This is a genomic window from Bacillus testis (genome assembly GCF_001243895.1).
GTDB classification, from domain to species: Bacteria; Bacillota; Bacilli; order Bacillales; family DSM-1321; genus Bacillus_AD; species Bacillus_AD testis.
The window spans coordinates 2,516,661-2,531,266 of record NZ_LN851186.1 but is presented as its reverse complement, the minus strand read 5'-3'; the positions used below and the strand labels follow the sequence as shown (position 1 = coordinate 2,531,266).

General features: G+C 41.0%; 16 protein-coding genes. 14 read left to right on the top strand and 2 right to left on the bottom strand.

Translation table 11 applies throughout. From position 1 onward, the window contains the following. The first annotated feature begins 12 nt into the window (after positions 1 to 12). The 6 genes from BN1765_RS12795 (at position 13) to BN1765_RS12770 (ending at position 3,698) form a co-directional block, all read left to right on the top strand. Positions 13 to 423: a GNAT family N-acetyltransferase gene (locus BN1765_RS12795; RefSeq protein ID WP_050615502.1), complete on the top strand. Its 411-nt coding sequence runs from the start codon at positions 13 to 15 to the stop codon at positions 421 to 423. Between the two features lie 171 nt (positions 424 to 594). After that, positions 595 to 1,044, top strand: a complete 450-nt coding sequence (locus BN1765_RS12790; protein WP_050615501.1) for a GNAT family N-acetyltransferase — start codon at positions 595 to 597, stop codon at positions 1,042 to 1,044. 212 nt (positions 1,045 to 1,256) lie between these two features. Further along, positions 1,257 to 1,613, top strand: coding sequence for a DUF4181 domain-containing protein (locus BN1765_RS12785; RefSeq protein ID WP_230199585.1), 357 nt, complete (start codon positions 1,257 to 1,259; stop codon positions 1,611 to 1,613). Positions 1,614 to 1,745: 132 nt separating this feature from the next. Then, a complete protein-coding gene (locus tag BN1765_RS12780) occupies positions 1,746 to 2,411 on the top strand; it encodes an HAD family hydrolase (protein WP_050616766.1) in 666 nt (221 codons plus the stop codon). Between the two features lie 175 nt (positions 2,412 to 2,586). Further along, the gene (locus tag BN1765_RS12775) at positions 2,587 to 3,018 is read left to right on the top strand and encodes an NUDIX hydrolase (protein ID WP_222705398.1); all 432 of its coding nucleotides are present in this window, start codon (positions 2,587 to 2,589) and stop codon (positions 3,016 to 3,018) included. A gap of 107 nt (positions 3,019 to 3,125) precedes the next feature. Continuing rightward, positions 3,126 to 3,698, top strand: a complete 573-nt coding sequence (locus BN1765_RS12770) for a histidine phosphatase family protein (RefSeq protein ID WP_050615498.1) — start codon at positions 3,126 to 3,128, stop codon at positions 3,696 to 3,698. A 169-nt stretch (positions 3,699 to 3,867) separates the two neighbouring features. Here BN1765_RS12770 and BN1765_RS20090 read toward each other — a convergent pair whose 3' ends face one another. Both BN1765_RS20090 and BN1765_RS12765 read right to left on the bottom strand, forming a co-directional pair. Further along, on the bottom strand, positions 3,868 to 4,032 hold the full coding sequence (locus BN1765_RS20090; protein ID WP_154666089.1) for a hypothetical protein: 165 nt from the start codon (positions 4,030 to 4,032) through the stop codon (positions 3,868 to 3,870). A 26-nt stretch (positions 4,033 to 4,058) separates the two neighbouring features. Beyond that, a complete protein-coding gene (locus tag BN1765_RS12765) occupies positions 4,059 to 4,649 on the bottom strand; it encodes a hypothetical protein (protein WP_050615497.1) in 591 nt (196 codons plus the stop codon). A gap of 388 nt (positions 4,650 to 5,037) precedes the next feature. Between BN1765_RS12765 and BN1765_RS12760 the strand changes: the two genes are divergently transcribed. The 8 genes from BN1765_RS12760 to BN1765_RS12725 all read left to right on the top strand — a co-directional run bounded on the left by BN1765_RS12760 (position 5,038) and on the right by BN1765_RS12725 (position 14,529). Next, entirely contained in the window at positions 5,038 to 5,736 is a 699-nt protein-coding gene (locus BN1765_RS12760; protein WP_050615496.1) for a tyrosine-type recombinase/integrase, read from the top strand. A 320-nt stretch (positions 5,737 to 6,056) separates the two neighbouring features. After that, a complete protein-coding gene (locus BN1765_RS12755; RefSeq protein WP_050615495.1) occupies positions 6,057 to 7,460 on the top strand; it encodes a carbon starvation CstA family protein in 1,404 nt (467 codons plus the stop codon). A gap of 341 nt (positions 7,461 to 7,801) precedes the next feature. After that, positions 7,802 to 9,256 carry a protein adenylyltransferase SelO gene (locus BN1765_RS12750; RefSeq protein WP_050615494.1) on the top strand — a complete coding sequence of 485 codons (1,455 nt, stop codon included), beginning with the start codon at positions 7,802 to 7,804 and terminating at the stop codon, positions 9,254 to 9,256. A gap of 296 nt (positions 9,257 to 9,552) precedes the next feature. Further along, positions 9,553 to 10,830 (top strand): ammonium transporter, encoded by a 1,278-nt coding sequence (locus BN1765_RS12745; RefSeq protein ID WP_050615493.1) that lies wholly within the window; start codon positions 9,553 to 9,555, stop codon positions 10,828 to 10,830. Positions 10,831 to 10,914: 84 nt separating this feature from the next. Continuing rightward, a complete protein-coding gene (locus BN1765_RS12740) occupies positions 10,915 to 11,898 on the top strand; it encodes a DUF294 nucleotidyltransferase-like domain-containing protein (RefSeq protein WP_050615492.1) in 984 nt (327 codons plus the stop codon). Then, positions 11,888 to 12,607 carry an exonuclease domain-containing protein gene (locus BN1765_RS12735; protein ID WP_050615491.1) on the top strand — a complete coding sequence of 240 codons (720 nt, stop codon included), beginning with the start codon at positions 11,888 to 11,890 and terminating at the stop codon, positions 12,605 to 12,607. The genes BN1765_RS12740 and BN1765_RS12735 overlap by 11 nt, the downstream gene beginning before the upstream one ends. Before the next feature lie 442 nt (positions 12,608 to 13,049). Next, positions 13,050 to 13,625 (top strand): DsbA family oxidoreductase, encoded by a 576-nt coding sequence (locus tag BN1765_RS12730; protein WP_050615490.1) that lies wholly within the window; start codon positions 13,050 to 13,052, stop codon positions 13,623 to 13,625. A 70-nt stretch (positions 13,626 to 13,695) separates the two neighbouring features. Then, positions 13,696 to 14,529: a transporter substrate-binding domain-containing protein gene (locus BN1765_RS12725; RefSeq protein WP_069203028.1), complete on the top strand. Its 834-nt coding sequence runs from the start codon at positions 13,696 to 13,698 to the stop codon at positions 14,527 to 14,529. Positions 14,530 to 14,606 lie beyond the last annotated feature (77 nt).

Sequence of the window (14,606 nt, the reverse complement as noted above, 5' to 3'; positions counted from 1 at the left end):
GAGGAAAAAGGAATGGCAATCCATTTCAATACTAGTAAAAATGTAAACAGAGAACAATTAGAACGATTATATAATGACGTACAATGGCATGCCTATACACAAGATGTAATAGTTCTTCAACAAGCTTTAGAACAGTCACTAGACGTTATATCCGCTTGGAATGGGGAAGAATTAGTTGGGCTCATTCGTATTGTTGGTGATGGAATAACGATTATCTATATTCAAGATATACTTGTGTTACATGCTTATCAAAACAAAGGGATTGCTACTCAGCTGATGCAACAAGCCCTGAAAAAGTATAAAAATGTCCGGCAAAAAGTCCTATTAACTGAAGAAGCGCCTGATGTAAGGCATTTTTACGAAAAGAATGGATTCCAATCTTGCGATCAGGGTTCCTTAGTAGCATTTGCTAAGTTGAGTTAGAGAGATTCATTCCATAGTTTGATTTTAAAGATAGCAAATAAAAGAGTTGCACCAATTAATTAGGTGCAACCTTTTTTCTGGGGAGAGAAAGAGCTTATTCATTAAGCAATCATCTGGCCGTTAAGGAACTATAATCGCAGTTCCTTTTTTAGAAAACTGGAGGTATTTGTAGTGAATCAACCTAAGTTTATAATTATTCAGTATCATCCTTTCTACGCTGAACAGACAGTGGACATGTGGCGGAATAGCAAGGAACGGGCTATTGGCCTGAAAGAAAATCATAGCTTTGAAAATCACGTCAATTTTTTGAATGATATATTATCTAAACAGTATCAAGTAGATTTAACGTTAATCAATGACAAGGTAGTTGGAATGATTGCTTATAATGAAAGGGAGATCAGCCAACTTTATATTCATATTGATTATCAAGGAATGGGTATGGGCCGCACTTTACTTGATCAGGTGAAAGAACAATCAAGTGGAAGATTAACTTTATATACATTTGAAGTAAATAAACGCGCACAACGATTTTATGAAAAGAATGGGTTTACGATCATTGCTAGAGGACACGAAAATGAAGAAAATTTACCCGATATTCTATATGAAAGGAAATCAAAATAAAATAAGGTAGCCAATTTTTATTGATGAACCAATTAATCTGCCTATGCCGTTTAATGGAAAATTTGATAAGAAATAGACTTAAATTTTCGGAAACTAGAACTGAAAATCAAGGCTGCTACTGAGTAGCCTTTTGTTATGCATCGATCTGGGCAGCTTAAGCAACAAGAAAAGTTGAAGAATGCTATACTAGATGTAATATATTGGAATTGGAGGTGAGGTTGTTGATTTTAATTCTTGGTTTAATCCTCTTTTTGTATGTATTAGAAAGAATAATAACTACATTATTCGGTATAAAAAAGAAAGGGAAGATATCAGAAACCACCGGTAAGAAGGTAGACCGGTGGGGGAGAGTCATTATTTTAGTTTTTTATCTAGGCGCACTGCCATTTGTTGTTACAAAGGATGTGAATGTAATTAAGTGGTATTTTGCTCTTTATTTGTTATTTGCTATGGGTTTTCAATCTATTATGGAGTGGAAGTATCTGAAGAACTCCAAACAATATATCACTACACTTATTTTGCTCATGCTAAGTGAAGCTATTTTGATTAATATAGAGTATTTTCTTTAATTTATTGGCAGCAATTCGAGGAATTGTGTTCCAAGTTTTTACTCTTAAAGCAGTATTATTTTATCGTTTAGATTTACATATAAATTTTAATAAAATGAAAGGCGGTGAAGTTATTTGCAAGGTTATGAAGCAATGCTATTTGATTTAGATGATACCTTACTTAATAGGGATCACGCTGTAGATAAACTATTTTTAATGATTTTAGAAAAGTGTTATAGAGATGTTAATGATTTAACAAAAAATGAAATGCTGCAAACATTCAAAGGATATGATAAAAGAGATTATGGCAATAGTGATAAAACAAAAGTCTTAGAGTCATTTTTTGATGAATTTCCTCCAACATATCGATTACTTCGCAATGATATTCAAGATTTTTGGAATCTCCATTTTCCCCAGTGCTTTTCCATAAACCAACATACTGTAAAGATCATCAATGCGATAAAGGCGCAGATGAAGGTTGCGATCATAACAAACGGCTCCACACAGAGACAAAAAGCTAAAATAATTAAAACGGATTTACATAATTGTTTTGATACAATCGTTATTTCTGAAGAAGTCGGGTTTAGTAAACCTGACAAACGCATATTTGAATTAGCCTTACATAAGATGAATGTGCCACCGGAAGCGGCATTATTCGTTGGAGATGACATAGAAAGAGATATTGGTGGTTGTCAACGTGCGCATATAAAAGGCATATGGTTCAATCCTCATATGAATAAGAATGATACCGAAATAAAACCATATGATGAAATCGATTCTTTTGATCGTTTATTAAGTTATAGGAATCATTCAATCTAAAAACTTGGAATGATTGGTGGGGTATTGTTCGAATGGGTTCCTCTGGGTGGAGGAATTTTGATTGCGGTTTATTGTGATTGGAAAGGATTTGTTTGCTTTATTAATAAGGCATAGAGCGAATTCTTATCATGGAATATAAGGTCTTTTAAATTTGCTGGAAATTGGGTGAAGTATTGTGCAACTTGATTTTTATAAAATAGGCACAATAAATGAAGAAGAACTTAGATTTGCTGTCATTAGTGCTATTTATCAGAATAAGTGGGTATATGTGAGGCAGAAGGATCGAACGACTTGGGAAACCCCCGGAGGTCATAGAGATTTAGGTGAAGCTATTATAAGAACTGCGAAAAGAGAGTTGTTTGAAGAAACTGGTGCTGTAAGGATAGAAATCGTCCCTATATGTGACTATTCTTTAAATGATTCTTCTGGAAAGAGATTTGGAAGGCTCTTTTTTTCAACTATTATAGAGTTAGATCAGTTGCCAGACTCGGAAATCAATGAAGTGAATTTTTTTGAAATGCTTCCGAGGAATCTTACATATGCGGAAATTCAACCTCGTCTTTTTGAAAAAACAATAGAATTCTTGAACGCCAAAGAAGGTAGTTAAAAAAACAAACAGGACATTGATCTAAGGATTAATGCCCTTTTATGTTGACCTTTTTTACAGTAGTAAAAGAGAAGTAAAATAAGAGAACATATTGGGGGGAAATGGTTATGAATACATTTGTTTATATGGTGAGGCATGGTGATTCGCCAAAAGAAGGAAATGAAAGAACAAGAGGATTAACCGAAAAAGGATATTTAGATGCTCAAAGGGTAACTGATATATTGAAAGATGAAGATATTGATGTGGTTGTTTCGAGTCCATATGTACGCTCCATTTTAACTGTTGAAAAGCTAGCTCAACAAATAGGGCAAAACGTTTTGGTGTTTGAAGATTTAAAAGAGAGGATCTTTTCTTCTGGTGACAATCGTGTATCTGATGAGGAATTGATTCCCCTTTTGGAGAAGTCATTTTATGAACCAGATTTCTCTTTAGAGGGAGGAGAATCAAATGCTGACTGTCAAATAAGAGCGATAAAAGTCTTAAAGAAATTATTAGATACTTATAGAGGTAAAAAAGTAGCAATAGGTACTCACGGGGCAGTTATGACTTTGATGATGGGATATTTCGATCACACGTATGATTTGGATTTTTTGCATAGCACTTCAAAACCTGATATTTATAAAATGGAATTCAACGAACAGGAATTGATACATGTTCAAAGACTATGGGGTGAAAATTGAACTGTGGATCTCAGTTTCATTTGTTATGCGGATACGGGGCGGTTTAGGGAAGGATAGGAATGTCAAAATTTAAGAGTGCGAGAAAATAATGAGTCCCCTTTCATCGCTCCCAGTACATGTTGTAAAAATGACTGCCATTAATTTCATAATAATGGCAGTCATTAATATTTTACTTAACAGAACCAGTGAATGGATTTATAGAGTTTGTCAAATCTCTTCCTGCTTTTTTCTCTTCTTTTGAAATGATTTTACCTAAAGAAGCGTAGTACCATACAGAACATCCAATTGCTATCAACCCACCGATTAATGGAACTAATATAATAGCACTTTGCATAATAGTATCACCTCCTTTAAATATACTTAGTTTTTAAGCGATAGATTATTATAAAACTTTATACTTCCATCTTTATAAATTGAATAGGTAGTTTGCATAGGAATATATCCACTACCATTCATGCCGTTAGCTTCCATTATTTGAAAATTATATCTCAATACACCTGGGTTTCCAGTTGCTCGGCTTTTCGTTGCTCCAATTGTGTTTTGAGTATATAACGTATCAGTGCCTATAGTGACAGTTGAACCATTAGATGTAATATTTATAACTCCACGCGTTGTACCAATAAGTCTGTAGCCATGATAAAGAGCTTGCTTAATAGTATATGCACTTTCATAAATCGCAGCGCGAGCCTTCGGTGTAGTTGTTTGGACTTGGTATCCAGATATAAAAATATTTCCCTGTTCATCTTTTTCTACTGTAACATTAAATCCTTCAGAAATAAAATCTGAATATTGTTGCAACTGATCTGGTGTTAATGAACTAAGATTGACTTCATTATTATTTTGAGTTAGTGACAGTTGGTTATCTAGACTGTCAGCCTTGGCAATTGATGTAATTCCTGCGGGCATTAATACTGCTAATGAACATGCTGTTGCTAATAATTGTTTTTTCACTATTATTACCTCTTTCTGAATTTTAATACATTTACAATTATTCAATATTAATCAATAAAAGTAAATACTTTCCTTTAAAAAATTAAAAAAATTTCTAAAATAGTGAAAATTAATCCATGACCTTTGTATCACTAGTATTTGGCAAAGCGCCTTTGCAGAAAATGTTATTTCGTTGACTTTAAAAATTTTTAAAATGTTACTAATATCTAATTAATTTCCATAAGAGAATTATACTTTCAAAATTTCATAAATTTTATCCAGATAATTTTTAGAGATGAATCTGAAATTGATTTATAAAATTGGTTAAAACATAGTAACTAAAGAAGAGCTTTTTCCTCTCTTTGTAGAGCCAAAATAGACTCGAATTTTTATAAGGAGTCGAAAATCAATGTCTAAAAAACGAAACTTAATTTATAATGCAGCAATCTATGAAAAAGTTCATAAAGAAAACAAAGAAGTTCTGTCTGACTACATTTTGGAGCTAAAATCTAAAGGTCGATCAGTAAAGACTATCTATCAATATAGGGCAGATATTAAAATGTTCTATTGTGGGGCCTATGCTGAGACTGATAATAAATCCGTTTTGAGAATGAAAAAACGTGATTTCCGAAGATTCTTTTTAGAGCTACAAGATAACGGAGCATCGCCAGCTCGTGTCAACCGTGTTCAATGCTCAATCAGAAATTTGCTTGAGTTTTGTACCGAAGATGAAGATGAATATGATTATGATATTAATGCTATGAAGTCCATCAAAGGTTTTCAAAAAGAAGAAGTGCGAGAGATTGTATTCCTTACTGACGAGGAAATTGATATAATCATCAACTATCTATTAGAAAAGAAACAGTATCAAAAAGCTTTGTATGTTTCATTGAGCTATGATTCTGCAGCCAGACGAAATGAAGCCTTTCAAGTCATGAAAAAAGGATTTCTTGAAAATAACCGTACAAATACAGTCCAGGGCAAACGCGGCAAAAAGTTTCAGTTGTTATATTTTAGCCGAACCAAAGAGATTGCAAAATTGTATTTTGACCAACGTGGCGAAGATGATATCGAAAGTCTCTGGATTGTTGGTAAAGAGTGCTGTTAAATTGTAACATGCTAGTAAGCTTGAGCTAAAAGAGTTCAGGCTTTTTTGTTGTGACCGTTTTGGGGAATCACTAGGGTGAAAGTCTGGTTGATTACGAATTTACGATAGATGAAGAAAAGTGAAATGTTTAAACCAGCTCGTCCTCCTATCGTTATGCCTGAATTGAGAAAATTATCTTAATGGTTAAACAATAAAGAATCCTGTTTACAGTTGTATTAATACACACTATAATTTTTCTTGTGTTGTATTAAGACACGTTTGTGTGGAAGATTGTACAACACTACATCATCAAGATTGGAACTGAAGGAGGAAAAGACGATTTGATTACATTTCTATCGTCCATTGTATTATTGATCGCCGGTTATTTCATTTATGGAAAACTGGTGGAGAGAGTGTTCGGCGTTAAAAGTGAAAGGCCCACCCCGGCCCGCAGCAAGGCGGACGGAGTGGATTATGTGGAAATGGGGACATGGAGAAATTCCCTTATTCAATTATTGAATATCGCGGGTGTCGGTCCCATCTTCGGGCCGATTGCGGGTGCTTTATTCGGTCCGGTCGCATTCCTGTGGATTGTGCTCGGAGCCATCTTTGCAGGTGCGGTGCACGACTATCTGACAGGCATGATTTCGATTAGGAACGATGGGGCGCATCTGCCTGAATTGGCCCGGAAATATTTAGGTAAGCATGTCAGCCATATCATGAATGGCTTTTCTGTCTTGCTTTTATTATTGGTAGGTACGGTATTTGTCACGTCTCCTGCGGGACTGCTTCATGATCTATTGAATGGATGGATGCCTCTTGCCGTCATACTGGCAATCATTTTTATCTATTATATCTTATCGACAATCTTGCCAATCAATCAGATCATCGGAAGGTTGTATCCGTTATTCGGTGCATTGCTCATCTTGAGTTCAGTGGGAATCGGGGTATGGGTGATCCTATCTGGGGCGCCAATTCCGGAACTGACATTGGAAAATTTGCATCCAAGCGAACTTCCGCTATTCCCGATGCTGTTCTTGACAATCACATGCGGGGCACTTTCAGGATTCCATGCTACACAGTCCCCTATCATTTCTCGTTCATTGGATAATGAACAAAATGGGCGCAAGGTTTTTTATGGGATGATGATCGCAGAAGCTGTCATCGCTATGATTTGGGCGGCAGCGGCCATGAGCGTATATGACCAGGCGGCGCTGGCTGCGATGGCACCAGCTCAAGTAGTCAAAGAGGTGTCCATCATGGCACTTGGTGCATTCGGAGGAACTTTGGCCATCTTGGGTGTCATCATTCTTCCAATCACATCAGGGGATACTGCTTTCAGAAGCGCAAGGATGATCATCGCAGATTATCTGAAGATCGGCCAAGGCAAAATAAGCAACCGCTTCTTAGTAGCTTTGCCTTTGTTTGTGGTTTCGGTTATCCTTACACAAGTTGATTTTGATATTTTATGGAGATACTTCTCATGGGCGAACCAGACAACCTCAGCGATCGCTCTTTGGATCGGAGCCGTATACTTGGCCATGAAGAAGTCGTTTCACTGGATTGCAACCATCCCTGCAACCTTCATGACCTCAGTGGTTATCACATATATTCTGAATGCCAAAATAGGCTTCAACCTCCCTATGGGAATTTCTTTCGTAGCCTCTATCCTGCTTACCGGCCTGATTGTCGTTTTGTTCTTCAAGAAGGTCAATAAGCATGCTGTCGGAGAGTTGCAGGCATAAACGCAATTTAGTGAAATTTGCTTATTGTGCATAAATACATATTCAATCTAACAAAGGAGATACCCGCGCCAGGTATCTCCTTTTAATCTTTTGACCTATTCTTTTTAGCTTGTTCGTGAACGAAAGCTTTTTTTACGTTATGTTTCCGTTTTGGGGGATTCCATCCTCATCCTTTGTCGGCTATACCATACGGTTGAACCTATAGATTTCATTTGGTCTCTATGGGTTGTTCCGTCCTCCAAGTCTTCAACAAACATATAAAACTTAATTTCAGTCTATAATAGGGATACTGGTAAAACAATCCTGAATGTTTGGCTGAAGGAAAAGAGAAAGGGGATTCTATGGACAATAAAGGATGGAATTTCGACAATAGTTATGTCCGGCTGCCGGACTTTTTTTATAGCGATGTAAAGCCGGATTCTGTAAAGGAACCAGAATTGATCATTTTCAATGAGCCGTTGGCGGTTTCGCTCGGTTTGGATGCTGCTCGGCTTGAAAGTGATGAAGGTGCCGCCGTGTTTGCCGGAAACGAGGTGCCTGAAGGAGCGGAGCCGATTGCCCAAGCCTATGCCGGGCATCAGTTCGGCCATTTTACGATGCTCGGGGATGGACGGGCTATCCTGCTCGGTGAACAGATTACTCCCGGCGGCAAGCGCTTTGATATTGTATTGAAGGGAGCGGGGCGGACGCCATACTCCCGTGGCGGCGATGGACGGGCGGCTCTAGGGCCGATGTTGCGAGAATGCATCATCAGTGAGGCGATGTATGCCCTCGGTATTCCGACAACCCGCAGTTTGGCTGTTGCGGCAACCGGCGAAGCGGTGGCGCGGGAAACGTATCTTGAGGGGGCGGTCTTGACGAGGGTGGCGGACAGCCATTTGCGTGTCGGGACATTTGAATATGCCGCCCGGTTCGGAACGGTTGAAGAGCTTCGTGCATTGGCGGATTATGCGATTGAAAGACATTATCCAGCGTGTGCAGAGGAAGAGAATCGCTACCTGGCTTTTCTGCAGGGAGTGATCGGGCGCCAGGCGGATTTGATTGCGAAGTGGCAGTTGGTCGGTTTTATCCATGGCGTCATGAACACCGACAATATGACCATCAGCGGGGAAACGATCGATTATGGCCCGTGTGCGTTCATGGATGTGTATGACCCGGCGACCGTGTTCAGCTCGATCGACCAGCAGGGACGGTATGCATATGGAAACCAACCATATATGGCCCTCTGGAACCTCACCCGTTTCGCCGAGGCGCTGTTGCCGTTGCTTTCCGGGGAACAGGAGGAAGCGGTCAAGCTGGCGGAGGATGCCTTGGCCCAATTCGCGAAGCAGTTCCAATCGAAATGGCTAGACGGCATGCGTGCAAAGCTCGGCATATTCGGGGAAAAGGATGGGGATGAAGGTCTGATCCAAGACCTCCTTAAACTGATGGAAAAAGATCAGGCTGACTACACGAATACATTCCGTGCACTCGCTCTTGGCGAATGGGAGCAAACAGGCCTGAATGGTCAAGAAGACGGGGCGTTGTGGCATCGCCGCTGGGAAGAACGGTTGGAAGGGCAAATGGAATCGAAGGAAGACTCTTTGGCGTTGATGAAAAAGAGTAGCCCAGCCGTCATCCCGCGCAATCACCGTGTGGAGGCTGCCCTTGATTCCGCCATCGAAGGGGACCACAGTGTTTTGGAAAAATTACTTGCTGTTTTGGAGGAGCCTTATGCGTACTCCGCGGAACAGGAAGAATACAGTACACTGCCAGAACCGCCCGATGAGCCTTATCGGACATTCTGCGGAACATGATCGGAAGAAGAGAGACCTTATAAACGGCGTGGGGTGCACCGGCTGTTTATAAGGTCTTTTTTTTATGGAGTTAATCTAGATCCAAATGCACTTTTATTTATGTATCGCTAATGAAAAAAGCAAATGGGCGAAAAAAGTTGAAAACATTGATTTACAGCTGTTGTAAACCTTTTCTTTGTATATTTTTATCTAATTCATGTTACTTTTCCTAACATAAATGTATTGACATTCATAAGATATCTGATAAATTAGAATATTATGTAAGGTTTTCTAACATATAAAAGGAGTGAAGGGGAATGGATGAGATGTTTTTGATGAATAGTCTATGGACGATGCTTTCTGCTATTTTAGTTATTTTTATGATTGCCGGTTTTATTCTGCTGGAGGCAGGTTCGACGCGGATGAAAAACGCAGGGCATATCGCCGGGAAGACGGTTTTTACATTTGGGCTTGCCATGCTGGTGTTTTGGGCGGCAGGATATGGATTCATTTTCGGCGGCAATGCCAATTTCTTTGTCGGGCTTTCGGACTTTTTTTATTCAGGGTCGCTAGCGGATAGCGACGGGCTTGCGAAAACCGTCTTTTTCGTTTTCCAGTCGGCGTTTGCCGGCATTGCGATTACGATTGCTCTTGGCGGGTTCGCTGAACGTGCGAAATTTCCGGCTTACGTGATTTTCACGATTTTATTCGGCTTGCTTGTTTATCCGGTTATTGCCCACTGGATCTGGGGAGGGGGCTGGCTGAGCGAGCATGGCAAGCAGGATTTTGCCGGTTCGACCGTTGTCCATCTGACTGGTGCAATGGGCGCATTGGCGGCGACCATTCTGTTAAAACCGCGCATTGGGAAATACAATAAAGACGGTTCGGTCAATAATATCGCCGGCCATAACCAGGTATACACAGCTTTGGCAGTCTTGATCCTTTGGGTAGGCTGGTTCGGTTTTAATGCCGGAAGCACTGTATCAGTGGATGGCGCGTTCTTTGGCTTTGTAGCCTTGAATACGAATCTTGCTGCAGCAGCTGGAGCAGTGTCTGCGACCTTTATTTCCTGGCTCGCGCTTGGCAAGTCGGATATCCCAACGATATTGAATGGCGCTCTTGCAGGATTGGTGGCCATCACGGCATCCTGTGCATTTGTGAATCCATGGGAGGCTGTTGTCATTGGCTTCATTGCCGGCATCCTCGTTTTCTATAGCGTGAAAATGTTCGACCGCTTAAAAGTCGATGATCCGATTTATGCTTTATCCGTTCATGGTGCTGCCGGGGTGTGGGGCACGCTGTCGACCGGATTCTTTGCCACAAAGGAATTAGCCGACCAGGTCGGAGGCCGTCCCGGATTGTTCTATGGAGGAGGCTTTGAACAATTAGGGGTGCAATTCATGGGTGTCGTTGCTTCGGGCGCTTATGCATTCGCAGTTTGCTTTATCATTCTATATGTGACAAAGCTGGTGCTGCGGGGATTGCGTGTTTCCGAGGAAGAGGAAATCATGGGGCTGGATATGAGTGAGCACGGCAGCTATGGATATCCGGAACAAATGAAACAAGCAAATGGAGAAGATACTAAAATTTCTTAATATTCTTTATAATAGGTGTGAGTGAAGCGGGTGGAGAGGCGGATGCTTTCTCCGTCTGATTTTGTCCAGTAAAGGAAGTGCGTTATGGACGCTTTGGGTGTATATGAAGAGATTAAGCGCTGGAAAACGGAACAGCTGGAAAGGCATCGTTTCAATCTTATTGGATTGAACCGTATCCATGACGAGGTGATGATACGCGTATTCCAGACTGTTGTATCGTCGCTTGGGTTGGGGAATCCGCCTAGCTCTTTCTGTTGGTTGATCACCGGGAGCGGGGGCAGGCTTGAGCAAGGCGTGATCAGCGACCAGGACCATGGAATGGTGTTCATGGATGCTAATGGGGAGTCCGAAGCCTATTTTCTCACGTTGGGGAAGACGTTGTCAGATGCATTGAATGAAGTCGGCTATCCGTATTGCAAAGGTAAGATTATGAGCTCCAATCCTGTCTGGTGTATGCCTCTGCGCAAATGGAAGGAACAGCTTCATGATTGGATGGAAGAAGGAAGCTGGGAAGGGATTCGCTATTTGCAGATTTTTCTTGATAGCCGTTGCCTGCTTGGAGAAGAGAAGCTTTGCCGGGAGTTGAAGGATTATTTGTTTCAATACAGTAGCCGCCATCCGGAGCTTTTGGGACGTTTTGCCGAGAATGTGAGACATATCAAAAAAGCGGTCAGTCCTTTAGGCCAGCTTTTGCCTAGTGAAGCGCACGGCCGTACGCAGTCGTTCGACTTGAAATACAGTGCCTTCCTCCCTTATGTGAACGCGGTCCGGCTTGCCTCCTTGAAGGAAAGAATCTATGAAACATCGACACTCGGGCGGATGGATCGGCTTTTGGCAATCAATGCTTATAAGGGAATCGTGGAGGATGCAAAAACAGATTTCCAAAGGCTTCTGGAATTCCGGCTGACACATGCTGGTGACAGTGATTATATGGATTCCCATTATGTGAAGCTCAGTTCGCTTAGCCCGGAGGAAAAGAAGGAAATTAAACGAATCGTAAAGGGTGGCTATAAACTGCATGATTTTGTCGTCCGTTCGATCAAGAAGGTTGATGGATATGGCATTTGAACCGTTATCGCAGCTGATGAGGGGACTTACCGGACGATTCTCGCGCGACGGACAGAATCTCGAAAACGCCCAGCATATGGCCTTTCTAAGGCAAATGAAGAAAGAACAGAAGCAGCAGGAGGAACTGATGATTCCGCTCGATCAATTGCGCTTTGTCGTGGTCGATATGGAAACGACCGGCTTTCATCCGGAGAAAGGGGATGAAATGATATCGCTCGGGGCGGTCGCCATCGAGGGAGGCCAGATCCAAAGCGGGGATCCCTTCTATTCATTGGTGAAGGCTGGCCGGGAAGTGCCGCAAGAAATTGTTGAGTTAACTTCTATTTCGGATGAGGATTTGAACGAGGCTAGAGAACCTTCCATCGTATTGGGCGAGTTTTTCCACTTTGCCGGCAAATCCGTCCTTGTCGCCCATCATGCCAATCATGAGAGGGCCTTCTTCGAGCAGTATTGCCGGAGCTGTTTCAAGACCCCTTTTTCCCACCGGCTATTGGATACGTCTTTCTTCTATAAACTAGTGGACCCTCAGTTTCAGCAAATTCCATTGGATGAGCTGTGCCGGCGGCTTGGAATTGCCAACCGCCAGCGGCATCATGCTTTTTATGACGCCAAGGCGACAGCGGAAATCTGCTGCTACTATCTAGAAAAAGTAAAGGCGGCAGGATGTGTTACGTTGAACGATCTGTATGGAAAATTGGCACAGCTATGAACCGGGGCTTAGTTTTTTTAAAGGATCTCTGACGAGGGCTTATAGAGTGATCTGTGGTCTTACTGCTGGTTTGCTGAATCTTGGTTTCCGTCGAAAAAACACCTTTTCATTGATTATTTGGGCTGGATACCTATTTTTCAATGAAAGGTGTTTTTATTTCGCTTTTATCCTCTTCTAACTGGCGCTAAAACTTTTACTACAATTAAAAGATTCATAAATAAGGGTTTTCTGAGAAATGGTCAAAAATCCCTTGTCTATATGAAAAATCATATTCTAATAAAGAATTAACTTACATTATTAGGATGAGTTTTAGGTACAAGAAACATTGTTTGTTAGAACAAGTGCCAATTTTACTTTATTGGTTTTTTTTAGGCAATTTTCTTTTCAAAAAAGACTGATTATTCTAGAATAAGAATAATCATAGGAAAGGAGGCCGAAAAAGATGGCCAACCGGTTAGTTGTTTTTTTCGATTACAATTGCCCTTTTTGTTATTTAGAATCATTACGGCTTCAAGAGCTTGAAAACAGAGGCATTACGTTGGAGTGGCGCTCTTACCAGAAACCTGAGAATGCCTCTCCGCCTGCAAAACCAAGCGATTATGGGGAGCAGGTGAAAAGGTATCTGAAGCAAGTAAGGGAGGAGAAAGGCTTGGCGATTTTTCCGCCTTCCAAGAAGGGTTCCACAGTGCTCGCGCATACCGGCGGAAAATATGCTGCAGCGGAAGGCAAATATAGCACGTATCAACAACTCGTTTTTGAAGCGATTTGGCGATTGGGGGAGACGGTGGAAAAAGCTGATCAACTTGCGGATATCGCCTTCCAAGCAGGCATGAATCGGGGAGAGTTCAAGGCAGCGTTGGATAATCCGTTATATAGGGAAGCAGCTCAGGCAGATTTTGATGAAGCGGAAAGAAAAAGGATTTGGACGATTCCTTATTATATCGGTGATAAAGGATACTTGGACATTTATCACTTCAATGAGATTCCTTCTTTGAGCACGATTGCAGGACTTTTCTGAATAGTATATTGACTGTATTATGGTGGGATGTTATATTTATTCCGATTAAAGTAATAGGAAAAGAGGGAGAATGGTGAGAAGACGAAGTTTAGGTATCGTAGTTTCGGTTGTCATGCTAATCGCTGTATTGACTGCATGCGGGCAAAAAGATGACAAGAGCCAAGATAGTTGGGAAAAGGTTAAGGAAAAAGGGAAAATTGTGATCGGCACATCCGGGACTTATTATCCAATGGATTATAAAGATGCAAAGAGTAACGAGCTTACTGGGTTCGAAGTTGAAATCGCGAAGGAATTCAGTAAAAGATTGGGTGTGAAAGCGGAGTTTAAGACCATGGAATTTGATGGCATTCTCCCTGCGCTGCGAAACGGTCAGATTGATCTGGCTGCCAATAATTTCACAGTGAATGAAGAACGGAAAAAGAAATTTGATTTTACGATTCCTTATAAATATTCATACGGGACAATCGTTGTACGTTCAAGCGATTCTTCCGGAATAAAATCAGTGGATGATTTTAAAAATAAAAAATTTGGCGGTTCGCCAACAAGCAATTTTGCTGATTTCTCAAGAGCGCACGGTGCAGAAGTGGTTTCTTATACAGAAGGAACTGACACTATTCTGCGGGACATTGCTGTTGGAAGAATTGATGGATTCCTCAATGATCATTTGATGATCGAACTCGCTCTGAAACAGCTGAATGATGATCGCCTGAAGATGCTTGGTGACATTAAATTCCAGCCGAACGTCGGCGTCATGGTGATGAAAAAGGACAATGATGAACTGAAGAAGAAGGTGGACGGTGCCATTAAGGATATGCTTGAAGATGGAACCATCAAGAAGCTTTCGGAAAAATTCCTCGGATCGGATGTCACTAAAAAAGTGGATGAAAAAGATATCGTCGAATAAAGACGGATTGAGGGAGAACAAGAAAAATCCCATTCCGGCGGTATTCTTCGATTGTATGTCCATTCAGGGGGAAAGAA

What these genes read in the sequence shown, in the direction of transcription:
- BN1765_RS12795 (WP_050615502.1), top strand. Translation starts at nt 13, where the DNA reads ATGGCAATCCATTTCAATACTAGTAAAAATGTAAACAGAGAACAATTA.
- BN1765_RS12780 (WP_050616766.1), top strand. Translation starts at nt 1,746, where the DNA reads ATGCTATTTGATTTAGATGATACCTTACTTAATAGGGATCACGCTGTA.
- BN1765_RS12770 (WP_050615498.1), top strand. Translation starts at nt 3,126, where the DNA reads ATGAATACATTTGTTTATATGGTGAGGCATGGTGATTCGCCAAAAGAA.
- BN1765_RS20090 (WP_154666089.1), bottom strand. Translation starts at nt 4,032, where the DNA reads ATGCAAAGTGCTATTATATTAGTTCCATTAATCGGTGGGTTGATAGCA.
- BN1765_RS12760 (WP_050615496.1), top strand. Translation starts at nt 5,038, where the DNA reads ATGTCTAAAAAACGAAACTTAATTTATAATGCAGCAATCTATGAAAAA.
- BN1765_RS12750 (WP_050615494.1), top strand. Translation starts at nt 7,802, where the DNA reads ATGGACAATAAAGGATGGAATTTCGACAATAGTTATGTCCGGCTGCCG.
- BN1765_RS12745 (WP_050615493.1), top strand. Translation starts at nt 9,553, where the DNA reads ATGGATGAGATGTTTTTGATGAATAGTCTATGGACGATGCTTTCTGCT.
- BN1765_RS12740 (WP_050615492.1), top strand. Translation starts at nt 10,915, where the DNA reads ATGGACGCTTTGGGTGTATATGAAGAGATTAAGCGCTGGAAAACGGAA.
- BN1765_RS12735 (WP_050615491.1), top strand. Translation starts at nt 11,888, where the DNA reads ATGGCATTTGAACCGTTATCGCAGCTGATGAGGGGACTTACCGGACGA.
- BN1765_RS12730 (WP_050615490.1), top strand. Translation starts at nt 13,050, where the DNA reads ATGGCCAACCGGTTAGTTGTTTTTTTCGATTACAATTGCCCTTTTTGT.
- BN1765_RS12725 (WP_069203028.1), top strand. Translation starts at nt 13,696, where the DNA reads ATGGTGAGAAGACGAAGTTTAGGTATCGTAGTTTCGGTTGTCATGCTA.